The sequence below is a fragment of the Microbacterium sp. CFH 31415 genome, from assembly GCF_022538185.1.
Classification (GTDB): Bacteria; Actinomycetota; Actinomycetes; order Actinomycetales; family Microbacteriaceae; genus Microbacterium.
This window is the reverse complement of record NZ_JAKYXC010000001.1, coordinates 89,384-115,579: the sequence shown is the minus strand read 5'-3', so window position 1 is coordinate 115,579 and position 26,196 is coordinate 89,384. Positions and strand designations below refer to the sequence as shown.

26 protein-coding genes, 1 tRNA gene and 1 other RNA gene are annotated in these 26,196 nt (G+C 70.1%); 7 read left to right on the top strand and 21 right to left on the bottom strand.

Features of this window, described 5'->3' with window-relative positions:
- The first annotated feature begins 13 nt into the window (after window positions 1-13).
- Window positions 14-802, top strand: coding sequence for an IclR family transcriptional regulator (locus MK786_RS00560; RefSeq protein WP_277397149.1), 789 nt, complete (start codon window positions 14-16; stop codon window positions 800-802).
- 83 nt (window positions 803-885) lie between these two features.
- Here MK786_RS00560 and MK786_RS00555 read toward each other — a convergent pair whose 3' ends face one another.
- The 11 genes from MK786_RS00555 to MK786_RS00505 form a co-directional block, all read right to left on the bottom strand.
- Entirely contained in the window at window positions 886-1,791 is a 906-nt protein-coding gene (locus MK786_RS00555; RefSeq protein WP_241110319.1) for an alpha/beta fold hydrolase, read from the bottom strand.
- Window positions 1,788-2,540 carry a 3-hydroxybutyrate dehydrogenase gene (locus tag MK786_RS00550; protein WP_241110318.1) on the bottom strand — a complete coding sequence of 251 codons (753 nt, stop codon included), beginning with the start codon at window positions 2,538-2,540 and terminating at the stop codon, window positions 1,788-1,790. Before MK786_RS00550 ends, MK786_RS00555 begins: the two co-directional genes overlap by 4 nt.
- Window positions 2,540-3,226 carry a TetR/AcrR family transcriptional regulator gene (locus MK786_RS00545; RefSeq protein ID WP_241110317.1) on the bottom strand — a complete coding sequence of 229 codons (687 nt, stop codon included), beginning with the start codon at window positions 3,224-3,226 and terminating at the stop codon, window positions 2,540-2,542. The genes MK786_RS00550 and MK786_RS00545 overlap by 1 nt, the downstream gene beginning before the upstream one ends.
- Window positions 3,223-4,812: a class I adenylate-forming enzyme family protein gene (locus MK786_RS00540; protein WP_241110316.1), complete on the bottom strand. Its 1,590-nt coding sequence runs from the start codon at window positions 4,810-4,812 to the stop codon at window positions 3,223-3,225. The genes MK786_RS00545 and MK786_RS00540 overlap by 4 nt, the downstream gene beginning before the upstream one ends.
- Complete coding sequence (locus MK786_RS00535; RefSeq protein ID WP_241110315.1) at window positions 4,809-5,936, bottom strand: branched-chain amino acid ABC transporter permease; 1,128 nt, start codon at window positions 5,934-5,936, stop codon at window positions 4,809-4,811. Before MK786_RS00535 ends, MK786_RS00540 begins: the two co-directional genes overlap by 4 nt.
- On the bottom strand, window positions 5,933-6,808 hold the full coding sequence (locus MK786_RS00530; RefSeq protein WP_241110314.1) for a branched-chain amino acid ABC transporter permease: 876 nt from the start codon (window positions 6,806-6,808) through the stop codon (window positions 5,933-5,935). Before MK786_RS00530 ends, MK786_RS00535 begins: the two co-directional genes overlap by 4 nt.
- The gene (locus tag MK786_RS00525) at window positions 6,805-7,539 is read right to left on the bottom strand and encodes an ABC transporter ATP-binding protein (protein ID WP_241110313.1); all 735 of its coding nucleotides are present in this window, start codon (window positions 7,537-7,539) and stop codon (window positions 6,805-6,807) included. The genes MK786_RS00530 and MK786_RS00525 overlap by 4 nt, the downstream gene beginning before the upstream one ends.
- The gene (locus tag MK786_RS00520; RefSeq protein WP_241110312.1) at window positions 7,539-8,330 is read right to left on the bottom strand and encodes an ABC transporter ATP-binding protein; all 792 of its coding nucleotides are present in this window, start codon (window positions 8,328-8,330) and stop codon (window positions 7,539-7,541) included. Before MK786_RS00520 ends, MK786_RS00525 begins: the two co-directional genes overlap by 1 nt.
- Window positions 8,331-8,349: 19 nt before the next feature.
- Window positions 8,350-9,555 (bottom strand): substrate-binding domain-containing protein, encoded by a 1,206-nt coding sequence (locus MK786_RS00515; protein ID WP_241110311.1) that lies wholly within the window; start codon window positions 9,553-9,555, stop codon window positions 8,350-8,352.
- Between the two features lie 177 nt (window positions 9,556-9,732).
- On the bottom strand, window positions 9,733-10,575 hold the full coding sequence (locus MK786_RS00510) for a zinc-ribbon domain-containing protein (protein WP_241110310.1): 843 nt from the start codon (window positions 10,573-10,575) through the stop codon (window positions 9,733-9,735).
- Window positions 10,576-10,669: 94 nt separating this feature from the next.
- Window positions 10,670-10,742: transfer RNA gene (locus MK786_RS00505), tRNA-Lys, on the bottom strand.
- Between the two features lie 93 nt (window positions 10,743-10,835).
- Here MK786_RS00505 and MK786_RS00500 point away from each other — a divergent pair.
- Entirely contained in the window at window positions 10,836-11,663 is an 828-nt protein-coding gene (locus MK786_RS00500; RefSeq protein ID WP_241110309.1) for an inositol monophosphatase family protein, read from the top strand.
- A gap of 39 nt (window positions 11,664-11,702) precedes the next feature.
- A complete protein-coding gene (locus MK786_RS00495) occupies window positions 11,703-12,287 on the top strand; it encodes a hypothetical protein (RefSeq protein ID WP_241110308.1) in 585 nt (194 codons plus the stop codon).
- 73 nt (window positions 12,288-12,360) lie between these two features.
- Here MK786_RS00495 and MK786_RS00490 read toward each other — a convergent pair whose 3' ends face one another.
- The 4 genes from MK786_RS00490 to MK786_RS00475 all read right to left on the bottom strand — a co-directional run bounded on the left by MK786_RS00490 (window position 12,361) and on the right by MK786_RS00475 (window position 17,184).
- Entirely contained in the window at window positions 12,361-12,714 is a 354-nt protein-coding gene (locus MK786_RS00490; protein ID WP_241110307.1) for a UBP-type zinc finger domain-containing protein, read from the bottom strand.
- 37 nt (window positions 12,715-12,751) lie between these two features.
- The gene (locus tag MK786_RS00485; protein WP_241110306.1) at window positions 12,752-14,380 is read right to left on the bottom strand and encodes a cyclic nucleotide-binding domain-containing thioredoxin-disulfide reductase; all 1,629 of its coding nucleotides are present in this window, start codon (window positions 14,378-14,380) and stop codon (window positions 12,752-12,754) included.
- A 2-nt stretch (window positions 14,381-14,382) separates the two neighbouring features.
- The gene (gene nhaA, locus MK786_RS00480) at window positions 14,383-16,278 is read right to left on the bottom strand and encodes a Na+/H+ antiporter NhaA (RefSeq protein ID WP_241110305.1); all 1,896 of its coding nucleotides are present in this window, start codon (window positions 16,276-16,278) and stop codon (window positions 14,383-14,385) included.
- Between the two features lie 129 nt (window positions 16,279-16,407).
- The gene (locus tag MK786_RS00475; RefSeq protein WP_241110304.1) at window positions 16,408-17,184 is read right to left on the bottom strand and encodes a M23 family metallopeptidase; all 777 of its coding nucleotides are present in this window, start codon (window positions 17,182-17,184) and stop codon (window positions 16,408-16,410) included.
- 264 nt (window positions 17,185-17,448) lie between these two features.
- Here MK786_RS00475 and MK786_RS00470 point away from each other — a divergent pair, with 264 nt between their 5' ends.
- Window positions 17,449-18,771: an NAD(P)/FAD-dependent oxidoreductase gene (locus MK786_RS00470; protein WP_241110303.1), complete on the top strand. Its 1,323-nt coding sequence runs from the start codon at window positions 17,449-17,451 to the stop codon at window positions 18,769-18,771.
- A gap of 10 nt (window positions 18,772-18,781) precedes the next feature.
- On the top strand, window positions 18,782-19,219 hold the full coding sequence (locus tag MK786_RS00465) for a VOC family protein (RefSeq protein ID WP_241110302.1): 438 nt from the start codon (window positions 18,782-18,784) through the stop codon (window positions 19,217-19,219).
- A 98-nt stretch (window positions 19,220-19,317) separates the two neighbouring features.
- On the opposite strand, the gene ssrA is transcribed toward MK786_RS00465, so the two are convergent.
- The 3 genes from ssrA to MK786_RS00450 form a co-directional block, all read right to left on the bottom strand.
- Window positions 19,318-19,686: a transfer-messenger RNA gene (ssrA, locus tag MK786_RS00460) on the bottom strand.
- Between the two features lie 95 nt (window positions 19,687-19,781).
- Entirely contained in the window at window positions 19,782-20,420 is a 639-nt protein-coding gene (locus MK786_RS00455; RefSeq protein WP_241110301.1) for a class F sortase, read from the bottom strand.
- 11 nt (window positions 20,421-20,431) lie between these two features.
- On the bottom strand, window positions 20,432-21,256 hold the full coding sequence (locus MK786_RS00450) for a DUF4397 domain-containing protein (RefSeq protein ID WP_241110300.1): 825 nt from the start codon (window positions 21,254-21,256) through the stop codon (window positions 20,432-20,434).
- A 123-nt stretch (window positions 21,257-21,379) separates the two neighbouring features.
- Here MK786_RS00450 and MK786_RS00445 point away from each other — a divergent pair, with 123 nt between their 5' ends.
- Window positions 21,380-22,057, top strand: a complete 678-nt coding sequence (locus tag MK786_RS00445) for an SIMPL domain-containing protein (protein ID WP_241110299.1) — start codon at window positions 21,380-21,382, stop codon at window positions 22,055-22,057.
- 33 nt (window positions 22,058-22,090) lie between these two features.
- On the opposite strand, the gene smpB is transcribed toward MK786_RS00445, so the two are convergent.
- The 3 genes from smpB to ftsE form a co-directional block, all read right to left on the bottom strand.
- Complete coding sequence (gene smpB / locus MK786_RS00440; protein WP_191766702.1) at window positions 22,091-22,567, bottom strand: SsrA-binding protein SmpB; 477 nt, start codon at window positions 22,565-22,567, stop codon at window positions 22,091-22,093.
- 73 nt (window positions 22,568-22,640) lie between these two features.
- Window positions 22,641-23,555 (bottom strand): permease-like cell division protein FtsX, encoded by a 915-nt coding sequence (gene ftsX, locus MK786_RS00435; RefSeq protein WP_241110298.1) that lies wholly within the window; start codon window positions 23,553-23,555, stop codon window positions 22,641-22,643.
- Complete coding sequence (ftsE, locus tag MK786_RS00430; protein WP_241110297.1) at window positions 23,552-24,694, bottom strand: cell division ATP-binding protein FtsE; 1,143 nt, start codon at window positions 24,692-24,694, stop codon at window positions 23,552-23,554. Before ftsE ends, ftsX begins: the two co-directional genes overlap by 4 nt.
- A gap of 146 nt (window positions 24,695-24,840) precedes the next feature.
- Between ftsE and MK786_RS00425 the strand changes: the two genes are divergently transcribed.
- The gene (locus tag MK786_RS00425) at window positions 24,841-26,166 is read left to right on the top strand and encodes an HNH endonuclease signature motif containing protein (RefSeq protein ID WP_241110296.1); all 1,326 of its coding nucleotides are present in this window, start codon (window positions 24,841-24,843) and stop codon (window positions 26,164-26,166) included.
- Window positions 26,167-26,196 lie beyond the last annotated feature (30 nt).

The window sequence follows — 26,196 nt, the reverse complement described above, 5'->3', positions numbered from 1 at the left end:
CATCGTGGACAACTTGGCGAAGCACGCGCGCTCGATCCCCGGCGCGCAGTCCGTCGCGCGGGCGGCCCGGCTGCTGCGCCTCGTCACGTCGGCGGGTGCCGAGGGCATGTCGGTCGTCGACCTCGCGCGTGACGCCGAGCTCACCCGTCCCACTGCGCACCGCCTGCTCGCCGCGCTGCGCCATGAAGGCCTCGTCGACCAGGATGATCGCACGGGCCGGTGGATGCCCGGACCCGAGCTCTACCTCATGGGGTCGGTCGCGGCATCCCGTTACGACATCACCGGCATCGCCCGCGACATCGTGCGGTCGCTCGCGGTGCGCACCGAAGAGAGCGCCTTCCTCTCGGTGCGGCGCGGGGACGAGACCGTCTGCCTCCTTCGCGAGGAGGGCAGCTTCCCCATCCGCTCGTTCGTGCTGTCGGAGGGCGTGCGGTTTCCGCTCGGTGTCGCGTCGGCCGGGCTCGCGATCCTCGCTTTCCTGCCGCCCCACGATGTGGACGCCTACCTGGAGCGGCATCCGGAGCTCTCCCGCCGGTGGGGCGCGTCGCACGGCGAAAAGCGCCTGCGCGCGCGGCTGCGCGACACCCATGAGCGCGGCTACGCGGTCAACCCGGGCCTGATCGTCGAGGGCAGCTGGGGTCTCGGCGCGGCGGTGTTCACGCGTGAGGGCCACCCGCAGTGGGCGCTGAGCCTGACGGGCGTCGAGTTCCGCTTCGGCCCCGAGCGATTGCCGGAGCTCGGACGCACGCTCCTCGCGCACGCTCACCAGCTGACCACCCGCATCGCCGGCGCCGCCCGCTGACCCGCCACCCTCGCCCACCACAACCGCCTCCGCTCACCTGTCACGAAGTGCCGCGGCGGGCGGCACTTCGTGACAGGTGAGCATCAGGGGGTGGGGACCGCGGCGAGCTCCTCCTGCACGGCGGCCGCGACGACATCCGCGCCACCCGGGGACATCACGATCGTGTAGTGGTTGAATCCCTCGACCCGCTCGTGCCGCACGGACGGGTTGGCGGCGAGCACGCGGTCGAGGTGCGCCGGCGCGTAGAGGCCGGGGGGCTCGTTCTGAAGCCCGCGCGGGACGGTGATCAGGCGAGTCGGATGCCGCAGCCCGGCCAGGGCGTCGGGCAGCGTGGTCCCGGTGTTCATGTCGACGGTGTCATCCGCCGTCGTCGCGTAGCTCGTGGCCGGGCGATGCGCCCCCGCTCCGTCGTCCACGAGGTCGTAGGCGAGGTAGCGCTCGAGCTCGGGCGTCCAGGCGTCGGTGAACGCAGGGTGCCGGCGCCAGAAGTCGAGGTACTCCCCCGTGTCGGCGAACGTCATCGACAGGCGCGCGGCGGTAGGACCGAGGATCCCCGCGACGAGGGCGTCGGTGTCCATCCCCGCGGGCACGTCGAGCGGCAGCCCGCCGTCGACGAGGACGAGGCGCGAGACCCGCTCGGCGTGGCGGGCTGCGAACACGACCGACACGAACGCCCCCATGGAGTGGCCGACGACGACCGTGCGATCGATGCCGAGCGCATCGAGCAGCGCGGCGAGATCGTCGGCGTGAGCAGCCATACCCGCGGAGCCCTCGATGCCGTTGCTGCGACCACGGCCGCGGAGGTCGGGCGCCACCACGCGCACGCCCGGAAGCCGCTCGGCGACGAACGGCCACGCCAGGTGCGACGCCGTGACGCCGTGCACCGCGAGCACCGAGGGCGCGTCGGCCGCGGCATCCGTCTCCCACACCCCCGCGTGGAGCAGGCCGCCGTCCACCGGGACGTCGAGCTGCCGGTACGTGTGACTCACCGCGCCGTCCATCCGCCGTCCATCGTGTAGGACGCGCCGGTGACCATGCCCGACTTGTCCGACACGAGCCAGCCGGCGAGGGAGGCGACTTCGTCGGCCTCGACGAGACGCTTCACGGCGGTCTCGGTGAGCATGATCTTCTCGACGACCTCGCTCTCGGGGATGCCGTGCACCTTCGCCTGATCGGTGATCTGCTTCTCGACGAGCGGCGTGCGCACGTACGCCGGGTTGATGCAGTTGCTCGTCACGCCGTGGGAGGCGCCCTCGAGCGCGGTGACCTTCGAGAGTCCCTCGAGGCCGTGCTTGGCGGCGACGTAGGCCGACTTGAACGCGCTCGCCCGCAGACCGTGTGCGCTCGAGATGTTGATGACGCGCCCCCAGCCCTTCTCGTACATGCCGGGGAGCGCCGCGCGCACCAGCAGGAAGGGCGACTCGAGCATCAGGCGCAGGAGCAGACGGAACGCGTCGGGGTCGAACTCCGTGATCGGGCTGACCCGCTGGATGCCGGCGTTGTTGACGAGGATGTCGACATCGAGGGTCAGATCATCGAGCGCGGCCGTGTCGGAGAGGTCGACCACCCAGGCCTCGCCGCCGACCTCCGCCGCCGCGGCGGCCGCGGCATCCGCATTCAGGTCCGCGATGATCACGTGCGCACCGCGCCCCGCGAACTCATGGGCGCACGCGAGCCCGATGCCGCTCGCTCCTCCGGTGACGAGGGCGCGCTTGCCCGCCAGGTCCTGCTCGGCCATCACTTCGGTCCTTCCGGCTGCGTCGTCCTCGGCGCCAGCGCGTTGTCGATGAGTCGGGTCATCCCGTCGAACACGACGGGGTCCAGCTGGGCGGGCGGGCGGCCGTCGGCGTCGCGCTCCCACAGCAGGAAGCGCATGCCGATGAGTTCGCCCATGCCCATGAGTGCCCAGGCGGTGGTCTCGGGGTCGAGGGCGCGATCGACGTCGCCCACGTCCTGCGCCGCGCGCAGGCCGGCCTCGTATCCCTCGACGATCCGCGTGTAGTGCAGGCGCAGCACGTCGGGCGAGACGAACTCCGCCTCGCGCACCACTCGGTAGAGCGCGGGATGCTCCGCCGTGAAGCGGAAGAACCCCGCGAAGCCCGCGCGCTCGGCGTCGAGGCGCGATGTCGCGCCTTCCATGGCCTCCGACATCGAGTGCCGGACCCGGCGGTTGAGGTCGATGACCAGCGCCTCGAAGATCGACTGCTTGCTGTCGAAGTACAGGTAGAACGTGCCGAGGCCGATCCCGGCGCGCTCGGTGATCTTGACGATGGATGCCTCGTGGTAGCCCTGCTCGGCGAACACGACCTCGGCGGCCTCGAGCAGCCGTCGTCGCGTCGCCTCGCCCCGCTTGGTGAGCGGTCGGCCCGTGGCCGGAGAGACGAGCTCGGCGTCGTCCTCGATCATTCCTTCGGGATGCGTCATGACCCCACCCCTTCCGTCTCATGATCGGGCGTCGCCGCCCGATCCCCCTCGATGAGCCGTCGTGCCCGTTCGCGCAGCCGCGAGCGGGCGAGCTTCTCGATCGTCGCGCGCGGCAGCGCGTCGACGAACTCCACGCGCGTCGGCACCTTGAATCCCGCGAGATTGCGCCGCGCGTGCGCGATCACCTCGTCGGTCGACAATGCCGCGCCGGGGGCCGTCACCACGAACGCCACGCCCCGCTCGCCCCATACCGGATCGGGGATGCCGACGACGGCGGCCGCCTCGATGAGGGGATGCTGCGTCAGCGCGTGCTCGACCTCGGCGGGAGCGACGTTCTCGCCGCCCGAGATGAAGATGTCCTTGATCCGATCGACGATGCGGAACACGCCGTCGGCGTCGCGGTGCACGAGGTCACCCGTGCGCAGCCATTCCCCGCTCATCGTGCGCGTCGTCGCCGCGTCGTCGCCGAGGTAGCCCGCGAACACGCTGGGTCCGCGCACCCACAGCTCGCCGGTGGCCTCGCCGTCGAGCGGCAACCCGCTCTCGGGGTCGACGACCCGCACAGAGACGTGCGGGTACGGGCGCCCGACTGCGCCCGGGTGAGCCGGAGCCTCGTCCGCGGGAAGGTGCAGCACGTTGGGAGCGGCCTCGGTCAGCCCGTAGCCCTGGGTGAGCACCACGCCGCGGTGCGTCCACTGCTCCTGCAGCGGGGCCGGCATCGTGGCGCCTCCCACGAGCGCGAGCCGGAGGGACGAGACATCCGTCGTCCTCCACTCCCTGGTGCCCGCGAGGAGCGCGTACTGCGTCGGCACGCCCATCATCGCCGTCACCCCGCGTTCGGCGATGAGCTGCAGGACCCGTGCGGGCTGGAACGAGCGCTCCAGCACGACGGTCGCACCGACCCACCACGCGAGCAGCGGCTGGCAGTTCCATGCCGCGACGTGGAACTGCGGCAGTATCGCGAGCACGACGTCATCCTGCGTCAGGGGCAGTGCCTGCGCGAGCGCGAGGTTGTTCCAGAAGCAGTTGGCGTGCGTGAGCACGACCCCCTTCGGCGCCGCCTCGCTGCCGGAGGTGAAGACCACCAGGAGGGGGTCGTCATCCTGCACGGGCCGGCGCGGCTTCGGCGAGCCGGTGGCGCCGATCCCGGCCTCGACGCCGGTGGTACCGAGGAGGGCGACGGGAAGCGCCCGGCCGAGCCCGCGCAGCGCCTCGCCCGCGAGCGCCGCGTGCTCGTCCTCGACGAGCAGCAGCACCGGGTCGGCCCGGTCGAGCTGGGTCCTAAGCTCGCGCGGCGTCAGCCGCCACGACAGCGGCACGAACGCGATGCCGGCGAGCGCGCACGCGAAGAACGCGACGACGTGGTCGGTGCAGTTGCCCGACACCGTGGCGATGCGGTCGCCGGCGCCGTGGCCGGCGCGTCGCAGACCGTCGGCGAGGGCGACCGAGCGTTCGGCCAGCGTGGCGTAGTCGGTCGTCACGCCGCGGTCGTCGACGGCGATGCGATGCGGCGAGCGAGACGCCCGATCGGTCAGCCAGCGGCCGATCGTGTGGGAGCCGTCCTCGAACTCGGCCGGCCAGGTCACGCGCGCACCTCCACCGGCGCCTCGGCCGCCTCGTCGTCGAGGGTCTGCAGGGTGCCGCGGGCCTTCTCGCCGCGACGGCGACGCACGGCGCCGTCGATCGTGCCGGCGATGCCGCCCGGCAGGAACATCACCACGAGGATGAACAGCACCCCGAGGATGAACAGCGGCTCCGACAGCGGCACGCGCAGCACGTCGGGCAGTCCGGCGATGGCCTCCGATCCGGCGAGGACCGTCAGGCGCTGGTCGAGAAGCGTGTACAGCACACCGCCAACGATGGCACCCCACCGGAACCCGACGCCACCGAGCACGACCATCACGAGGATCGTGATGGTGAGGTCGGCCGACACCGCCCGCGGCACGGTGCCCGACTGCAGCAGCATGTACGCCACGCCGGCGAGGCTCGCAAGCACCGCGGCGATCACGAACACCAGCAGACGCACGCGGTAGGGCGAGAGGCCGAGCACTCGAACCCGCTGCTCGTTCTCGCGCGTCGCGCGGGCGAGGTGACCGAGGCGCGAGGTGTCGACCCACAGCGTCACCAGGTAGACGACGACCAGCACCGCCAGAGCGAACCAGTACAGGTTGCGGGTGTTGATCACCCCGATGAGGAAGTCGGGAACGAGGTCGGTCTCGAGCCCGAGTCCCTCTTCGCCGCCGGTGATCTGCGAGTTGCGCCGCACGAGCACCGACCCGGCCTGGGCGAACGCCAGGGTGACCATCGCGAACGGGATGCCCGACACGCGCATCGAGACGGCGCCCGTCACAAGGGCGATGAGCATGCCCCCGATCAGCGCGATGAACACGCCCGGCCACAGCGGCACGCCGAAGTGCTCGAGCGCGATGCCGAGCCCGTACGCGCCGGCTCCGAAGTACAGGGCGTGCCCGAACGACAGCATCCCGCCGGATCCGAGCAGCAGGTTGTACGACAGCGCCAGCGCCGCGAACACCATGCACAGCGACAGGAGCGCCAGGGTGCCGGGCATGTACGTCGGAGTCGGAAGGATGCCGGGAAGCGACAGGTTCAGCATCGGCAGCAGCGCCATGAACCCGACGAGGGCGACGCCGACGATGGCGGGCAGGAAGCGGCGGACGCCGCCGGTGGTGGTGCTCGAGTCGGCGCTCATGCCTTCCTCCCGAGGAGTCCGGCCGGGCGCACCAGCAGCACCACGGCGAGGAGGATGACGACGATGAAGTCGCCGGTTCCCCCGAGATAGAAGTTCGCGAACTGCTGCAGGACGGCGACGAGGACGGATGCCACGGCCGCACCTGTCAGCGAGCCGAGACCGCCGACGACCGTGACGATGAAAGCGAAGATCAGCAGCGTCGCGCCGAGGTGCGCGGACACGAAGGTGGAGTAGTGCATCGCGAGGACTCCCCCGATGCCGGCGGCGGCCCCGCCGATCGCGAAGACGAGGGTGAATGACCGTCGCACGTCGATCCCGAGGGCGGTGACCATCGAGCGGTTCTCCACACCGGCGCGGATGATCATGCCGTAGCGCGTGCGCTTGAGGAACAGCACCAGCGCGGCGAGCACGAGGGCCGCGGCGATCATCAGCACCCAGTAGGTGTTCGGGATGCGGGCGCCCAGCACGTCGGTCGTCTGACGCAGCCACGCTGGCCCCGAGATGTGGATCGGGTCGGTGCCCCAGATGCCTTCGAAGAGGGCGACGGCGGCGAAGGAGAGGCCGACCGTCACGAGCACCTGCTCGATGTGCCGCTCGTACAGCGGACGGATCAGCACCAGCTCGGTGAGGGTCGCGAACACCGCGCCGACGCCCGCTCCGACGAGCACCGACAGCAGGAACGAGCCCCACGACGCGGTGCCGAGCGCCTGCGCCACCATCCACCCCACGAATGCGCTGAGGGTGAGGAAGGCGCCGTGCGCGAAGTTGAGCACGTGCATGAGGCCGTAGATGAGGCTCAGCCCGCTCGCGACGAGGAAGTAGAGGGCGCCGAGGCCGACGCCGGTGATGAGGGTGAGGACGAGGGTGCTCATGCGCGGCCGTCTTCCGTCCCGTGTGTGTGAGTGGGCTCTGCGTGCACACCCAGCAGTCGCCGGGTGAGGTCGTCGTCGTCGAGGATCTCGCGGGCCTTTCCGATGTGCACGACGCGTCCGCCGCCGATGACGACGGCCGTGTCGGCGAGGCGGCGGACCACCTCGAGGTTCTGTTCGACGAGGAGGATGGGCACGGTCTTGGCCGCCTCCTCGAGGGCGTTCGCCACCTCGACGACGATTTTGGGCGCGAGGCCCTTGGTCGGCTCGTCGACGAGCAGGAGGCGGTTGTCGTTGATGAGAGCCCGGGCGACGGAGACCATCTGCTGCTGGCCGCCCGAGAGCGTGCCCGCGGGCTGATCGCGCCGCGCGACCAGGTCGGGGAACAGCTCGGCGACGAACTCGCGGCGCGGTGCGCGCTGGCGCTCGGCGAGCGCCAGGTTCTCGGCGACGGTCAGCGACGAGAAGATCTCGCGATCCTCGGGTACGTAGCCGACGCCCTTGCGGACGATCCTGTGCGTGGGCAGACCGTCGATGCGCTCGCCGGCGAGACGGACCTCGCCGCGGCGCTGGATGAGACCCAGGATGCCGCGCAGCGTCGAGGTCTTGCCCACTCCGTTGCGGCCCAGGACCGCCGTGATGCCGGTGGGGGGCATCTCGAACGTGACGTCCTCGACGACCTGCTGCCCGGCGATCGAGCACCCCAGGCCGGCGACGGTCAGGATGGCGTCCATCAGGCGGCCCCCGTCCCCAGATAGGCGCTCTGCACGAGTGGGTTGTCCATGACGGCCTGCGGAGTGTCGTAGGCGATGATCGTTCCGAAGTACATGACGGCGACCTTGTCGACGAGTCCCATCAGCACGTCGATGTGGTGCTCGACCATGAGGACGGTGCAGCCTTTCTCGCGGTGCAGGTCGCGGATGTTGCCGACGAGTCCGTCGACGTCGCCCGAGCCGACGCCGGCCATGGGCTCGTCGAGGAGCACGATGCTCGTCTCGGTCGCCAGCAGCACCGCGATCTCGAGCTTGCGCTTGTCGCCGTGCGAGATGTCTCCGGCAGCCGAGTCGCGCTTGTGGCTCAGCCCGACGGCCTCGAGCTTCTCGAGGGCGAGCGCGGTCGCGGCATCCGATCGCCTCGGGAATCGCACCAGCGACCCCGAGCCGCCCAGTGACACCTGGGCCGCGAGACGCACGTTCTCGAGCACGGACAGCCTCGGGAAGAGGCTCGACGTCTGGAAGGTGCGCCCCAGTCCCGCCCGGGCCCGAGCGGGCACGGACGCCGCGGTGATGTCGTAGCCGTCGAGCAGCACGCGCCCGGCGGTGGGCTTCAGGAGGCCGGACACCGCGTTGAACAGCGTGGTCTTGCCGGCTCCGTTCGGCCCGATGACGCCCACGAGCGAGCCCGCAGCGACATCGAGATCGACATCTTTCAGGATCGTCGCGCCGCCGATCTGCAGGCCGAGGCCATCGACCTGCAGCCGGGAGCCGCGTGTGGCGGCCTGGGCGGACGGGACTGGGATGCTCATCGTTCGGTGCTGCTCCCGGTCACTCGGCGGCTTCGGCCGGCGCGACGTCATCGGCCGAGACCGTGTCGACCAGCTCGGGCACGAACGCGCCGCCGTCGGCGACGAGCTTGACCTGGTACATCTCCTGGATGAGGGCGTGGTCCCCGGCGCGCACGGTCATCGTCCCCTTCGGACCCTCGAACTCGAAGCCCTCGAGCGCTTCGACCATCGCGTCGACGTCGCCGGCGCCCTCCTTGATCGCCTCGACGATCATGATGGCGGCGTTGAAGCCGTCGGGGCTGAACAGGTCAGGCGTGCCGCCCGCCGACTCGATGGCCTCGACCATCGCGTCGTTCACGTCGTTGTCGGGCGCTCCCGGGAAGTAGTGGTTCAGGAAGTTGATCTTCTCGGATGCCTCGCCGTACGCCCCGAAGGTAGCGGCATCGCCGAGACCGGTGACGACGGGGATCTCATCGAGTACCCCCTGCTGGCTCAGCGCCTGCCACATCGCGCCCGACGTCGCACCGGCCCACGCCACGAAGACGAGGTCGGGTGCGCCCGTGAGGATCTGCTGCGCGAACGGCGTGAACTCGGTCGCGTCCTCGGCGACGAGCACCGAGTTGACCGTTGCCCCCTGACCGCCCAGGATCGCGTCGACGGCGGCGACGTTGCCCTGCCCGAAGGCGTTGTCCTGGGCGAACACCGTGACCGTCTTGCCCTCGATGTCGTCGAGGAACGTCCCGGCGGTGGCGACGTCCTGGGCGCTCTGACGGCCCGAGCGGAACGTGTAGTCGTTCAGGCCGGTCAGCGCGTCGGCCGCTGCCGGGCCCGAGATGTAGAGGACCTTGTTCTGCTCTGCCTGCTCGGCGACAGCCAGCGCGACGCCTGAGGATGCCGTGCCCGCGATGATGTTCACACCTTCGCCGATGAGCTCCTTGACGACCGTGACCGCCTTGTCGGGGTCGCCGGCGTCGTCCTTGTACTCGACGTCGATCGTCGTGCCGTCGACCTCGCCGGTGCCGTCGGTGGCGTAGTCGAGCCCCGCCTTGAACGCGTCGAGGTACTGCTTGCCGTAGCCGGCGAGAGGGCCGGATTCGCTCGTGACGACGCCGACCGTGATCTCGGCCGGGCGGTCTTCGCCGTCGGCCGGCGCGCCTCCGGGCTGAGCCTGCGGCGCGCAGGCCGCCAGGAAGATCGCGGCCGTGGCGACCACGGACCCCAGGAGCAACTTCTTCGAAACCCGCATGTGCGTGCCTTTCGCCGTTGGAAGGTTCGGGTGCCCGGATCGGGCATACCTGAAATCCGATTCAGGTATTCGCAAATGTAGGAAGTCCGGGCCGCTCGGTCAAGTCGAGATGGCGTTCGGGCGGCCGTCGTTACCGAATCGCGATGGAGCGTGCGAGCCGGACGAGACGGAACGCGCTCAGATGAGATACGCGTCGACGAGCAGCGACCCGCGGATGTCGCGCAGCACGTCGATGAGCCGGTCGACGCCTCGGCGCCCGATCGACGACAGCTGCACGTCGTAGGGGCCGATCGGCTCGAGCCGCCCGGTGCGGATCCGCACGACCTCCCAGCCGGTCGCGCGCAGCGTGCGGTCTTTGCGACGATCGGCGTCTTCTCGCTTGCCCACGTGCTCGAGCCCGTGGCGGCCGGTGCTGTCGTACTCGATCGCGAGGCGCAGCTCGGGCAGGAGGATGTCGGGCCACACCTCGACGTGATCGAAGAACGGACGCGAAACCCGTACGGCGTTCATCCCGGACGTCACCCCGAGGCGCGCGAACACGTCGGCTCGGAGCTGCGCCTCGACGGCGGACGCCGGGCGCGGCGCGCACGCGCTGACGAACGACTCGCCTGCCGGAAGGTCGGGCGTCTTCGGGCAGAGCGTGCGCGCAGGGCGCGCAGGCTTCGCCCGTGCGAGCCTCGGCCGCGCGACGGGTTCGCCCAGGATCGCGACCGGGGCGCGCGCCGACGTCGAGCACTCGGGGCACCACGCCGACCGCCGGCGCTCGCGCCCAGGACGATTGCGCTGCTCGGCCGGCGTGGCGGCGAACGAGTGCCCCGCCTCGCACTGCCACAGCAGCAGGACGTCGGCCGCCGGCGGGATCTGCGTGAGCGTGATCCCGGCGTTCAACTCGGGGTGGTACTGGCGGATGAGCGCGGGGTACGGCGCCCAGGCCTCGCGGTAGGTGCCAACCGGGTACGGCACGTCGGCGTCGCGCGAGAACTGGCGCCTCGCCCACCACAGTTCGACCCGCTCCGGCATGCGGGGCACGATAGCGCGGACCTCCCCCACCGACGTGGCGATGACCGGGCACACGAAGAAGAGCGGCCCCGTTCGGGACCGCTCTTCTGCGTTGTGCACCCCCAGGGACTTGAACCCTGAACCCACTGATTAAGAGTCAGTTGCTCTGCCGATTGAGCTAGAGGTGCGTGAATCGCGAGAGGCGAACCGAGGGTCAACATTAGCATCACGATTGCGTCACCGGAAATCGAGGCCAGGAGGAGGCCGTTAGTCTGGTCGACGTGACCTCCCCCACCACGCCGACGCGCTTCGACGCGCCCTTCGAGGGCGACCTGGGGGCCGATCTCGCACTCGCTCTCCGACTCGCGGATGCTGCGGACGCGGCATCCATGAGCCGTTTCGACGCCGCCGATCTCGAGGTGAGCCTGAAGGCCGACGCGAGCCACGTGACCGAAGCCGACCTCGCCACCGAGCGCGCGATCCGTACGATGCTCGAGACCGAACGGCCGTCCGACGGCGTCTTCGGCGAGGAGTACGGCGTCACCGGCGACACGCGCCGGCAGTGGATCATCGACCCGATCGACGGCACCGCCAACTACCTCAAGGGCATCCCCATGTGGACGACGCTGATCGCCCTCGCGATCGACGGCGTCCCGCGCGTGGGCGTCGCCAGTCAGCCTGCCATCGGCCGGCGCTGGTGGGCCGCGACCGGGCACGGCGCGTGGACCAACGTGCCGGGCGGCGAGCCGCGTCGCCTCGCGGTCTCCTCCGTCGACTCGATCGCCGCATCGAGCGTCAGCTTCCAGAGCATCGGACAGTGGCGGGATGCCGGGGAGCTCGACGCGCTCGAACGACTCACGTCCGCGGTGTGGCGCGACCGCGGCTACGGCGACGCGTGGCCGTACATGCTCCTCGCCGAGGGACGGCTCGAGTTCGTGGCAGAGTTCGGCGTCAAGGAGTACGACATCGCCGCGCTCGTGCCCATCGTGACCGAGGCCGGCGGCCGCTTCACCTCGTTCCACGGCGACGACTCGCTCTCCGAGCGCTCCTCGCTCGCCACCAACCGCGTGCTCCACGACGACTTCCTCCAGCTCCTGCACTCCCCCTGATCCTTCTCCCGCCCGATCCCCTCCCCCGGAGACCGCACGATGATCCCCCCACGTCACCGTTCCGCCGCCGGCGCGGCCGTCGCCCTCGCGGTCACCGTGCTGCTCGCCTCGTGCTCGGCGAGCCCGCCATCCGCCGGCCCCGACGCCACGCCGACGCCGGTGGCGACCGCACCCGCGCCGGTACCCTCGGCGACGCCTGAGCCCGAGCCGTCGGCCGCAGACGAACCGACGTGCGAGACGCTCATCGGAGAGTCCGTCATCGCCGACTTCGAGAGTCTGGGGTGGACGTCGCAGACCGAGCCGTTCTACATCGGCAGCTTCGAGGTCATCGAGGGCATCCAGTGCGTCTGGGCCGACTTCGACGGACCCGCGGGCGACCACGGTCAGATGTTCGGCTGGGCCCGCATCTCCGACGAGGATGCGGCGGCGACGCAGTCCGAGCTCGTCTCGCAGGGATGGATCCGCGAGGAGGGGCCGGAGGGCGTGTACATCACCGAGAGTCCTGACACGACGATCTCCACCGACGACGAGGGCTACGGCATGACCTACCTCTACGCGCCCGGCTGGGTGAAGCTCGCCGACACCAAGCAGGGACTGCTGCTCATCGAGTGGCCGAAGTCCTGACTGCGGAAGCGGTGCTGGGCCCGTCCGGGAATCGCCCTCACGGCGCTCGCCGGGCGGTACGCGCCGCGCCGGCTCAGCGGCCTGCGGCGCGCAGCACGTCCCGCCAGTCCCGTGGCACCCGACCCTCCGGGCCCGGCACCGGCTGTGCGTCCGGCCGGCTGGTGGGGGGAGCCAACGCGGGCCCCTCCGCCCAGGCACCCGCCTCGTAGTCCCACCACCAGTCCTCGCCCGGCTCGAAGCTCTGCACGAGTCGGTGGCCCGTCTCGCGGGCATGAGCCGAGGCGTGCTGCGCGAGCGACGAGTCGCAGCATCCGATGTGCCCGCACGCGGCGCACCGCCGCAAGTGGAACCACCAGCCGCCCGCCTCGTCGCACTCGGCGCATCCGCTGCCGCTCGGCGGGGCGGTCTCGTCGATTTCGTCGGTCACGGCGTCTCCCGAATTCGATGCGGTGCCACGAGGCAGATCAATAGGCCAGCGCCCGGTGGACGGAGGCGACGGCGCTCGACCCCTCGCCGACGGCCGCCGCCACACGCTTCATGGACCCGCGCCGCACGTCGCCGGCGGCGAACACCCGCGGAACGGACGTCTCGAAGGGCAGCGGCTCGCGGCCGAGTCGCTGCCACTGCGCCAGCGACTGCGCGGCGATGTCGGTGCCGGTGCGCAGAAACCCGTCGGCGTCGCGGTCGAGCGACGGCAGCCAGCCGGTCGCCGGGTCCGCGCCGATGAAGCAGAACAGGCCACGCGCCTCCACCTCGCCGAGACTGTCGATGCGCACGCGCTCGAGACCTGCTCCCCCGTCCAGTCCGACGACGTTCGCACCCGTATGCACGTGCACGCGCGGATCCTCCATCAGCCGGTCGACGAGGTAGGACGACATTCGGGTGCCGAGCTCGGAGCCCCGCACGACGAGGTGGACGGGGCATCCGTTGGCTGCCAGATAGAGGGATGCCTGGCCCGCGGAGTTCGCTCCGCCGACGACCACCACCGGCGCATCCATCACCTGACGCAGCTCGAGCTGCGTCGCCGCATAGTAGATGCCGGAGCGCTCGAAGTCCGCCCAGCGCTCGAGGCTCAGCCGGCGGTACGCCGCGCCCGACGTGATGATCGCGCTGCGCGCCCGGATGATACGTCCGTCGGCGAGTGTGACGTCGAGCTGACGCTCCGCTGCCGGATCGAGCCTCACCGCCTCGCACGGCGCGTAGACCCGCACCCCGAACTTCAGCGCCTGCAGGCTCGCCTGGCCGATGAGGTCACCGCCGCTCACCCCGAACGGGAACCCGAGGAAGTTCTCGATGCGCGAGGTCGACGCCGCCTGGCCGCCGGGCGCGACGGCGTCGAGCAGCACGGTGCTGAGTCCTTCGGACGCACCGTAGATCGCCGCCGCGAGTCCGGCCGGACCGCCGCCGATCACGACGAGGTCGACCACCTCGTCGCTGTCGGCCTGGTAGCTCAGGCCGAGTCGCTCGGCCACCATCCCGGGCGTCGCGTTCGAGATCGGCTCGCCCTGGATGTAGGCGATCGGGAGGTCGCCCTCCGAGACCCCGAGCTTCTCGTGGGCACCGAGCTCGCCCGGCGCGAGCGCGACGCTCTTGTGCACGAGATCGAGGCGCTCAGCGAAGCGCTGCAGGGCGAGGAAGTCGCTCGACGTGCTCGAGCCGACGAACTTCAGGGTCAGCGCGGCCGGCCCCCGGCGCAGAGACTCCCTGCGCGCCCAGAGCGCATGCAGGATGATGTCGCACAACTCGTCGTCCTCGGCCATCAGCCGCCGCAGCTCGGGTCGCGACACCCGCAGCACGCGAGTCGGCGCAGTCGCCCGGGCCGAAAGGAAGGCGCCCTGCCCGTTGAGCAGGCCGAGCTCGCCGACGAACGTGCGTGGCCCCGAGTGGGCGATCACGGCCTCTTCGATCCAGAGCAGCGAATCGCGCACGATCTCGATGTCGCCCTCGTCCACGAGGATCAGGTCGTACTCGCGATCACCGGAGCGGAAGACGTAGTCTCCCGCCTCCACCTGTTCGGGCACGCCGAACCCGCGCAGACGCTCCCACTGGGCGTCCGTCAGTGTGGGTCGCTGCACCGGATCGACCTCTGCCATCGTCACCCTCCTGGGCGCTCGGGATCGGGGGCAGCCTCCGTCGCGCCTTCCGACAGCGCACGGATGAGCGACTGCGCGTCGTACGGACCGGTGTGACGACGGCCGTTGATGAAGAGCGTCGGCACCGATGTGATTCCCATGGCCTCGGCATCCAGCATGTCGTCCTGCACTCGACCGGTCACCTCCGGCGCCGTGAGATCCCGCTCGAACTTGTCGACGTCGACGCCGAGGTCGCGGGCGAGACGCACGATGTCGGAAGGTCGCTGGTTCTCCTGGTCGGCGAACAGCCCGCGCTCGAACTCGAAGAACTTCCCCTGCAGCGCCGCCGCCTCCGAGGCTTCGGCTCCGGCGAGGGCGTTCGGGTGGTACTGCGTGAGCGGCGCATGTCGCCACACGTAGCGCAGGCGGTCGCCGAGCTCCTCGTACACCTCGTGGATCGATCCCGACGCCTTGAGGCAGAACCCGCACTGGAAATCGCCGTACTCGACGATCGTGAAGGGCGCGTCTGGCGAGCCGAAGATGTGGTCGCGCTTCGGGTCCACCGGACGCAGCAGCGTCTGGCCGGGGTCGACGTCGGTGCGCAGGGCGTCGGAGATGCGGAAGATGATCGTCGCCAGGATGAAGGCGATGACGGATGCCGCGAGCACGCCGACCCGCGCCTCGTTCTGCGCGAGCGGGTCGTCGATCGCGAGGTCGACGATGAAGAGCGAGATGGTGAAGCCGATGCCGCACAGCGCCGCCCCGCCGGCGAGCCGGTCGAGTGTGAGCCCCGGGCCGAACTCGCCCATCCCGGTGATCTTCATCAGCGCCGTGGATCCGAAGACGCCGATGAGCTTGCCTGCGACGAGGCCCGCCACAATGCCCCACGTGAGTGACGAGGTGACCGCACCCTGGAGGATCTCGGGGCTGAGCACGACGCCGGCGTTCGCGAGCGCGAACAGCGGCAGGATGACGTACGCGACGTACGGGGCGTACGCGGACTGCAGGCGCTCGTTGATCGAGATGGATTCACGCAGGCTGTTGGCCGCCGCGCGGGCGTACTCGCTGTTCGGCGACTGCCGGAAGGTGCGGGCCAGCTCGAGCGCATGCTCCACGTCGCGTCGGTCGGGGCGGTAGACGGGGACCAGCAGCGCGATTGCCACGCCCGCCAGCGTCGGATGAACGCCCGACGCCAGGAAGGCGAGCCACACGATGATCGACAGCGTCGCGTAGACCGGCCCCCGACCGCTGGGAAGGTAGCGCGTGAAGTACACGCCTACGAGGCCCACCGCGGCGATCGCGAGAGGCAGCGGCGTGAAGTTCGCCGTGTAGACGATCGCGATGATCGACAGCGCCCCGATGTCGTCGACCACCGCGAGCGCGAGCAGGAAGACGCGCAGCCGCCCGGGCACCCGCGGCCCGATGAGCGCGAGCGCGCCCACGAGGAACGCGGTGTCGGTCGAGATCACGATCCCCCACGCGTTCTCGTACCCGGATCCCATCGCGACCAGCACGAACAGCAGTGCGGGCAGGGCAAGACCCGCGATCGCGGCGATCACCGGCACCATGGCGCGGGACCAGCTCGTCAGCTCGCCGATCGCGAACTCCCGCCGCACCTCCAGACCGACGGTGAAGAAGAAGATCGCCATGAGCGCGTCGTTCACGATGGCGTGCAATGTGAAGTCGAGCTGCAGATCGCCGACGCCGACCGTCAGATGGGTCTCCCAGAACGCCGCGTACGACGCCGTGGCGAGGTTCGCCCAGAGGATCGCGACGACCGTGGCGAGCAGGAGGAGCAGAGCTCCGATGCGGTTCTGGCCCATGCCGCGGATCTTGTCCGCGATCGAACGGCGCGTGCGCGAATGCTCCGCGACCTGTTCGGGATCGGGCGACTGCTGGATGATCGTCAGATTCGCCATCGGACGTGATTCTTGCACGTCCGCACGGACGGGAGGGCCGGAAAGCGGATGCCGCGTCCTCGGCATCGCCGCGATGCCGCAGGCCCACCGGGCTTCGCAAGCCCCGAGCGCAATGCCGACGCTGACGAGTCAGCCGCCGAGGCCGGGGTCCTCCCCGCCTTCGAGCGGCGGGTCGATGTCGGGATCCTGGTCGGGGTCGGCCTCGACGATGACGTCGTTTAGGAGACCGGCATTGGCTTCTCGTGTGCCGCGCTCCGCGGCATCCCGTACCGGTCCCATGTCGATCGACACGTTCTGCACGGAAGTGAGCTGGTCGATGATCTCCTGCAGCGCGGCGATCTGACCGGCCTGCTTCGCGATCAGCTTCTGGTTGTGCGCCACGATCGGCAGCGCCCCGTAGCGGAAGTCCTGAACGATACCGTCGATGCGCACCTTTCCGCCGGTCCAGACTCCGGCCTTGGTGTTGAGCAGCTCGTTCTTGATCTGCAAGAGAAGCGCGCGGTCCTGCTCGGTGAACAAGGGGTCCTCCTCGGAGGTTGTGGATGTGGTGAGGCTGGGGTTGGCGACGAAGACTTCGAAGTCATCCGTCGGTGTGAGGCCCGGGGTGGGCACCGCGTTTCCGCGGTCGAACCAGAACGACCAGTGCAGGTGCTGGCCGACGCCGTGCTCGCTGCCGCGGGCCGAGGCGCCGGAACGGGCGATGAGCTGGCCCTGCCGCACCCGCTGACCGGGTTCGACGAGGATCTCGGACAGGTGGAGGCCGCGGTGCCAGTCGCGGCCCGTCCGCAGCATGATCGCGCGGCCGGAAGCGCCGCCCGTCGAGCGCTTGACCTCATGGACCACCCCGTCGGCCGGAGCGACGACGTCGTCGCCGATGAAGCAGTTGTAGTCGATTCCGGGTTCCACGGAGGGAGGTCGGCGTCTGCGGTGACCACCCCAGCTGTCGTTGATCCCCGGTTTGGATGGGCGGATGTACGCCATGATCGTCCTTCTCCGTCGGTGGGTCTCCGCCGGCGGCCCGCTGACGCATCCCACCGCGCCGGCAGTCGCGATTATGCTCCTGACGGCGGCCCGGCGACAGTGTGGCGGTGAGGATCCCGATTCACACCCGACGCGTGCACTCGATAGCGTCGGAGGGCGGCCCCACGTCGCCGGGAGAGAAGGCCATCGATGGACGAGTTCGACACGATCGTGATCGGCGCCGGCGTCTGCGGACTGACCGCCGCGCGGCTGCTGCAGTCGGAGGGGCGGCGGGTCGTCGTGCTGGAGGCGCGCGACCGCGTCGGCGGCCGGGTCGTGTCCGATCACCGCTACGGCTTCGCGACCGATCTGGGCGCCTCCTGGATCCACGGGGTCACCGACTCCCCCGTCGCTGCGGCCGCCGAGGCATTCGGAATGCGCACGGTCGAGTTCACCGTCGGCAGCTACCAGCCCGACAGCCGTCCGATCGCCTACTACGGGCCGGATGGTCGGCGGCTCTCCGACGCCGAGACCCGCCAATTCGTCGCCGGCATCGAGTCCGTGGATGAGACGCTGCTCGGCGTGGTCGCCGAGTCGGCTCCGGATGCCTCCTACCGGGATGTCACCGAGGCTGCGCTCGCAGCTCAGGGCTGGGACGACGAGCGAACCCAGCGTGTGCGGGAGTTCCTCGAGCACCGGGCGGAGGAGCAGTACGGCGTGTGGATCGAGGATCTCGCCGCCCACGGCCTCGACGACGACGTCGTGGTGGGCGACGAGGTGGTGTTCCCCGACGGATACGACCGGCTCCCGCGCCGTCTTGCAGAGGGACTCGACATCCGGTTGACCCATGTCGTGTCCCACGTGCGGTGGAGCGCGGACGGCGTCGTGGTCTCGACCGACTTCGGCGCCTTCCGGGCGGCGAGCGCCGTGGTGACCGTGCCGGTCGGCGTGCTGCAGTCCGACGACTTCGTCATCGACCCGCCGTTGCCCGATTCGCACGCCGCCCCGCTCAGCCGCCTCCGCATGAACGCGTTCGAGAAGGTCGTGCTCGGCTTCCCGACGAAGTTCTGGGAGGACGACGTCTACGCCATCCGTCAGCAGGGCCCCGAGTCGCGGTGGTGGCACTCCTGGTACGACCTCACCGCTCTCCACGATCGACCCACGTTGCTCACGTTCGCCGCCGGCCCGGCTGCGATCGCGACGCTCGACTGGAGCGAGGACGAGATCGTCGAGTCCGTGCTCGCGCAGCTGCGCCGTCTGTACGGCGACCGCGTGCCGAAGCCGAGCACCGTGCATGTGACGGACTGGCAGGATGACCCCTTCGCCTACGGCTCGTACGCGTACATGCGGATCGGCTCGACGACATCCGACCACGACGACCTCGCCGTCCCGATCGCCGGAGTCCTGCATCTGGCGGGCGAGGCGACCTGGACCGATGACCCTGCCACGGTGCCGGCGGCCATGCGGTCGGGCCATCGGGCGGCGGAGAACGTGCTCGGACGTCCCGTCGCGATCGAGGCCGCCTGGGCATAGAGTCGCGCGTATGCCGATCAAGCTCGAGAACGTCGCGATCGCGGTGCGCGACCTGGACGCCGCGGTGGCGTTCTTCACGGATCTCGGACTCACCGTGCTGGGTCGCGACACTGTCAGTGGCGAATGGGCCGACACCGCCGTGGGTCTCGACGGCAACCACGTGAAGCTCGCGATGCTCGGGACCCCCGACGGCCACGGACGGCTCGAACTGTTCGAGTACATCCACCCTGACGCGATCGAGACGGAGCCGACGCTCCCCCACGAGATCGGGATGCACCGCGTCGCATTCTCGGTCGACGACATCGACGAGGCGCTGGCGATCGCCGCACGCCACGGCTGCCACCCGCTGCGCGGCGTCGCGACCTACGAGGACGTCTACAAGCTGACGTACGTTCGCGGCCCGAGCGGGATCCTCGTGATGCTCGCTCAGGAGCTGCAGAAGGACTGAACGGGGCGGGCACTGCGCCGTCCATGCCGAGCGGAGATGAGAAAGGCCCGGAACCGCGCGATCGCGCGGCTCCGGGCCTTCATCTGTGACAGCGGCGTTGGTGGAGATGGGGGGAATCGAACCCCCGTCCATCGCTGAGATACTGCGTCTTCTCCGGGCGCAGTCTGTGAAGACGTTCTGCTCGGCTCCGACCTTTGTCACAGACACCTAAGTCGACAAGCCCAGCCTGGGAAGAGTCCCACGTGACGTCCAGACGCCGTCACGCAGCAAGTCCCCTAGATGACGCGAGGGTCCGTAGCGGGAACGCCTACGGTCTCACGGAGTTCAGGCTCGCTTAGGCAGCGAGGGCGAACTCATTGCGATTTGCATCGGCAATTATTGGTTTGCAGAGGTCGTTTACGAGATAACCCTGCATCCTCGGCCCGCTTCCCGCAGAGTCACAGGCGATGTCGAAACCGATCATCCCCATGAGCCTTCGTGCGAAGGGCCGCTGTCACGCTGTGGAGTTACCAAGTGCTCGGCGCCGAGGCATCCGAGCACATCAGTCTACAACGTCCTCATGTCACGGGCCATTCCGCGGAGTCGCGATGACGACGACGTTGTCGGCGTACCGGCCGGTGCGGGCATCGAACTCTCCCCCGCAGGTGATCAGCACCAGGTTGCGCGCGCCGTCGCGGGCGAACAGCTCGTCCACGGGCAGCTCGGTCTTCGGGTAGTACGTGACGCTCTCCACCGTGTAGCGATGCAGCGTGTCCGAGGCATCCGTCACTTCGATCGAGGCACCAGGCGGCAGCTCGCGCAACCGGCTGAACGGTCCGATCGGGTACTGCGGCGCGTCGACATGGGCGGAGATCACGATGTTTCCGTCGGCGCTGGACGGATCGGCGCCGAAGCGGTACCAGCCCGCGACAGCGGGGTCGACGGGCAGCTCCATGAACCCGCCGGTCTCGACCCCCACGGGAAGCACGGGGACATCGGCGCCGATGGTCGTGACGACCACCCGCACCGGCGGCGCAGACCGGCGCGCCGGTGGCGGGGTGGCCGTCACGATCGGCACCTCGACGACGGGTGTCGGGAGCGCGGTCGTCGTCGGTGTCGGTGCCGTCGCCGACGGGGCTGCCCCTGGGGGCGAGCTGCATCCCGCCAGCACGACGACGACCGCGAGCAGGGCGGTCGCCTGGCCCGCGGTCGTCCTCGTCATGGTGTCCGTCCTCAGCGCTGAGCGCGCGCCCGTGACACGGCGACGGCAGAGGTCGCGACCGCGGCGGCGATGGCGACGCCACCGAGGAGCAGCAGCATCTGCATGGTCATGTCACGCTGAGCGAGCTGGCCACCGGTGCCCGAGTTGACCCCATCCGGCGCGGAGTGCAGGCCGGTGATCGTCTGCACGGCGAGGTCGAGGTTGCCGTCCTCGAGGCTGCCCCACGCGTAGACAATGGTGAGCACGCCCTCCTGCACCTCGACCGGCGCCGGGCCGATCACGGGGTCGGTGGTCCCTGCGGCGGCGACGGATGCCTCGATCGTGCCTGCCGGCAGATCCAGGGAAGCTTCGTCGGGATTGGCGAGGCCCTCGATCACCGGCGTCCCGCCCGCGAGCACGTCGACGGCCGGCGCCGCGGCGTCATGGCGCACCGTGAGCCGGCCCTCGCCCGCGGCGGTCGGCGACGTGTCGTTGACGTAGGGTGTCACCGTCGGCGCGCCCGCCTCGTCGAGGTGGGCCACGGCGGTGTAGTTGGTGTCGGCCTCCAGCGTGACGGTCACCGGTCCGAGAACCGGTGCGCTGTCGTCGGTCGCGTCCGGCGCGGTGAGGGCCACCTCGTAGTCGCCCGCCGGCAGATCGAGCGGTCCGGCGAGGTCGCCCGGCTGGAAGTCGTCGAGAGTGAGTTCGCCGTTGACATACACGTCCACAGGCGTGTCGGGGATGCCGTGCAGCACCGAGAGAGCCGCGTTGCCGGCGGTGGCGGCACTGGCGGGGGCGAGCAGGCTGACTGCGGCGATGGCGCCGACGGCGATGCCCGCGAAGATCCTCGTTCGCATGATGGTCCTCCTTCGTCAGGGGCGATCGTCCGTCGCCCATCGAGAAGTCATTCCCGGGGAGGGGGTCCATTTGGATGCACTTGAATGAAAATTCATTCATCGCCACGCAGTAGGCTCTGCCGCATGAGCGACGTCGTCATCACAGTCCGGGGCGAGCACGAGGCGCGCATCGCGCCCGAGCGGGCGGTGGCCCATCTCACGATCCGGGCCGAGGGTGCGGAGCGCGGGACCGTCGTCGAGCGCATGGCCGCGTTCAGCGAGCCGGTGCGGGAGGACCTCGCTTCGCGCACCGCCGCGGGCACGGTCGTCGAGTGGACGAGCCAGCGCGTCTCGGTCTGGTCGGAGCGCCCGTGGAATCCCGACGGGCGACGGCTGGCGCCCGTGCACTACGCCACCGTCGATTTCAGCGCGACGTTCACTGACTTCGCCGCGCTGTCGTTCTGGGCCGGCGAGGTCGTCGAGCGCGAAGGCGTCCAGCTCGGCTGGATCGAGTGGCAGCTCACGCCCGAGACGCGAGCCGCGATGGAGCGCGACGTCGCGGCGAGCGCGGTCGGCGTCGCCCTCGCCCGGGCGAACGCCTACGCCGGCGCGATCGGTCTGTCGACCGTGACGCCGCTCGAGATCGCCGATCTCGGACTGCTCACACGTAACGACTCTCCCGCTGCCCCGCGGCAGGAGCGCATGCTGATGGCCAAAGCATCCTTCGCCGCAGATGCCGGCGGTGGAGCGCCCACCGTCCAGCTCCAGCCGGAAGACATCGTCCTCACGGCCGCCGTCGAGGCGCGGTTCAGCGCACGCTGACCGGCCCTGAACGAGGCGGTCGCGGCATCCGCTCTACTCGCCCAGGCGGTTGCGGCTGCGCATGGCCCGCTCGGCCTCGCGCTTGTCTTCGCGCTCGCGGATGGTCTGCCGCTTCTCGTACTCGCGCTTGCCCTTCGCGACGGCGATCTCGACCTTGGCGCGGCCGTCCGAGAAGTACAGCTTCAGCGGCACCAGCGTGTAGCCGCCCGCGCTGATCGCGTGCGACAGCTTGATGATCTCGTCCTTGTGGAGGAGCAGCTTGCGCACGCGCTTCGACGCGTGGTTCGTCCAGTGCCCCTGTGAGTACTCGGGAATGTGCACCGCGTCGAGGAACGCCTCGCCGTTGTTGATGAAGGCGTAGCCGTCGGAGATGTTGGCACGCCCCTGACGCAGCGACTTGACCTCGGTGCCGGTGAGCACCAGACCCGCCTCGTACGTCTTCTCGATGGTGTACTCGTGGCGCGCGCGACGATTGGTCGCGACGACCGTCTCCCCGCGTTCCCTGGGCATGGTGACTCCTCGATTCACGCCGTGCGGGCGCACGGCAGCCGTTCAGTCTACCCCCGGACGACTCGCCCGAGAGTCAGGCCCGCAGCCAGCGGCGGATCGCGAAGCTCGCCGACAGCGCCGCGAGCACGATGCCGATGAGGATCAGCACCGGCACGACGATCCACGCGTCGTCCAGCCCGACCCACGTCGTTACGAACTCGACGCGTCCGCGCAGGTACTGGTCGACGCCGAAGTGCACGCCGGCTATCACGGCGCCGCTGGCCAGCAGCGACCCGATGAGCGCCGCGAACACGCCTTCCAGTACGAAGGGGGTCTGGATGAAGCGATTGGATGCTCCGACCAGGCGCATGATGCCGAGTTCGCGCCGTCGGGCGTAGGCCGAGAGCCTGATCGTCGTGGCGATCAGCAGCACGGCGGCGACCAGCATCAGCGCGGCGACGCCGACTGCGATGTACGTCGCGACGGTGAGGGCGGAGAACAGCGGTTCGAGGTACTGCAGCTGGTCCTGCACCTCCTCGACGCCCTCGGTGCCGCCGAACGCCTCGATGATGACGTCGGACTGGTTCTGGTCGACCAGGTTGATCCAGAACGTCTCGTTGAGCTGGTCGGGCGTGATGACGCTGGCGTAGTCCTCACCGAGAAGATCGATGACGTTCTGGTACGCCTCGTCGCTGTCCTCGAACCGCACATCACGGATGAGCGGAGAGAGTGCGGGCCCGTCGAGCTTCTCCTCCACCGCCGCGAGCTGCTCCTCGGTGGCCACGCCGCCGGTGCAGGTGGGCGCTTGCGAGATCGCGGTGCACATGTAGATGGCCACCTGGGCGCGGTCGACCCAGAAGTCCTTCATGATGCCGATCTGCATCTGCATGAGTATCGCCGCTCCGACGAACGTCAGCGACACGAACGTGACCAGCACGACGGAGATCACCATCGAGGCGTTGCGGCGCAGGCCCGTGAACGCCTCGCCGAGGATGAGACCGACCCTCATGACGTGGGCCCCACTTCGTCGTCTGGAGCCTTCTCGCCCAGACCGAGCCGGTCGGCGAGGCCGAGCTCGGCGACGTCCACCTCGGGGATGTCAGCCACCGGGATGGGCGCGGTCTGCGGCGCGCGCGGAGCCGGAGAGGCCGCGCGACCGGGGGTGGGCTCATCGACCATGTCGGGTTCGGAGGCGGCGGCTTGCTCGGAGGCCGATGCCGGAGCGGATGCGGCAGGCGCAGGCTCAGCGGCGGGTGCCGGCGCTTCGCGCTCCGGATCGGGCGCCGTCGACGGCGACGCCGGCCGGGGCGCGGCATCCGTCGCCTCCTCCTCGTTCGCCAGGGTCGGATCCAGCCCGGCCTCGGCGGCCGCGGCGGCTTCGCGCTGCACCTCGAGCACGGCGGTGAGGGCGGCGACAGCGGCCGCGCCGCGCTCCTGCTCCGGGGCGAGGCTCGGCAGGCCCGACGTGTCGCCGTAGCCACCATGCCGTTCGTCGCGCACGATCTCGCCGTGCACGAGCTCGATCACGCGGCGCTGCATCTGATCGACGAACCCGGCCTCATGCGTCGCCATCACGACGGTGGTCCCGCCGGCGTTGATGCGCGCGAGAAGCTGCATGATGTCGACGGATGTCGCGGGATCGAGGTTTCCGGTGGGCTCGTCGGCCAGCAGCACCTGCGGGCGGTTGACCAGCGCACGGGCGATCGCGACGCGCTGCTGCTCGCCACCCGACAGCTCGTGCGGGAATCGCTTCTCCTTGCCGGAGAGTCCGACGAGCGCGAGCACCTCGGGAACGGTCTGCTGGATGAATCCGCGCGACGACCCGATGACCTGCAGTGTGAAGGCGACGTTCTGGAAGACCGTCTTGGTCGGCAGCAGGCGGAAGTCCTGGAACACCGCGCCGATGTGGCGCCGGAAGTACGGCACCTTGCGGTTCGACAGCGTGCGCAGGTCGCGCCCGAGCACGACCACGCGGCCGTCGGTGGGCGTCTCTTCACGGAGGATCATGCGCAGACACGACGACTTGCCCGAGCCGGATGCGCCGACGAGGAACACGAACTCGCCGCGCAGCACCTCGAAGTCGACATTGCTCAAGGCAGGCTTCGACGTGCCCTTGTAGCGCTTCGTGACGTTCTCGAACCGGATCATGGCCTATCGAGCCTAAGCGGATGCCTCCGCGCCGGCCTCCGCGACACCCTCAGGCGCCGCATCGGTTCGGCGGCGGTCACCAGTGCGCGCGCTGGGCGGCCCGGATGGGATCTCGGAATGTCGTAGGTATGTTCTAGTTTGGAGGTATGGCCGATGACGACCCGTTCCCCTCTCCCGAAGAGCGTGACGTGTGGGACGAGCCTTGGGACGGGTTCGAGGCTCCGGACGATGTCGGCCGGGTGACCGAGGTCGCCGACATGATGTCGGTGTTCGCCGCACAGCGCGTGATGCGGGTGGATCAGCTGCGCCGCAACGCGTTGGCTGATGCTGCCTTCTACGGCGGGGCGGTCGCAGGAGTCGTGGAGCGATCCGTGCGGTTGGAGCTGGCGGCTGCTCTGCGGATCACCGAGCACGCCGCCGCCGGACTCCTCGGGTTCGCGCAGGCGCTGGTGCACCGGTACCCGGCCGCGTTGGACGCGCTCGGTCGAGCGTCGATCACCGAGCGGCACGCCGAGATCCTGGTGGACCTGATGGATGCGGTCGAGCCCGACGTGCGCGGCCGGGTCACCACGACGGCGGTGGAGCTGGCGGTGCGGCTCCCGGTCGGCGCGTTCCGCCGGCAGCTGCGGGCACTTCTCGAACACGAGCGGGCGGCGAGCCTGGCCGAGCGGCATGACTGGGCGGTGCGGCATCGCCGAGTGATCGTGGAGCCCGCCGACGACGGCATGGCCTGGCTGCATGCGTTCCTGCCGGCTGTGGAAGCCCGCGCCATCCAAGGCAGGCTCACCGCGATCGCCAAGACCCTCGCCGACGACGACCAGCGCACGCTCGACGAGCGGCGCGCAGACGTGCTGGGCGACCTGCTGATCGACGGCGACACGACCGCACTTCCTCCTCAGGCATCGGGCATCCGGGCCACGGTCAGCCTCACCGTCCCTGCACTCACCCTCGTCGACGAAGCCTCCGGCGCCGCGCCGGCGGTGGTGGAGGGGGTCGGTCCGGTCACCGCGGCGCAGGCACGGCAGCTGGCCGGCGGAGCACGCGGCTGGACGCGGATCCTCACTCATCCCGAGACTGGGATTGTGCTGTCCGTCGGGCGCGACCAGTACCGGCCGCCGCCGGCGCTGCGCCGCCTGGTCCGATGGCGCGCCGACCGGTGCATGGCCCCCGGCTGCAGTATCCCCGCCGACAGATGCGAGATCGATCACACCGTCGCCTGGGAGCACGGCGGAGCCACGGCCCTCGACAATCTCGCACCGCTCTGCAAGGGCCACCACACTCTCAAGCATCACGGCGGCTGGCGCGTGAACCAGATCCCGGGGCACTGGCGGGGCACTGCAGTGGACCTCGCCTTCCGGGCGGCGCTACCGCGTCGAGCCCGAGCGACCCGTCCCCGTCTTCCGCCCCTCAGTCGGCGACACCGCTCCCGCGCCCTTCTGAGCAGCGCTGAGCGTGCACATGACGAGGCCTGACTGGACGCGACGACGCATCACACCGACGAT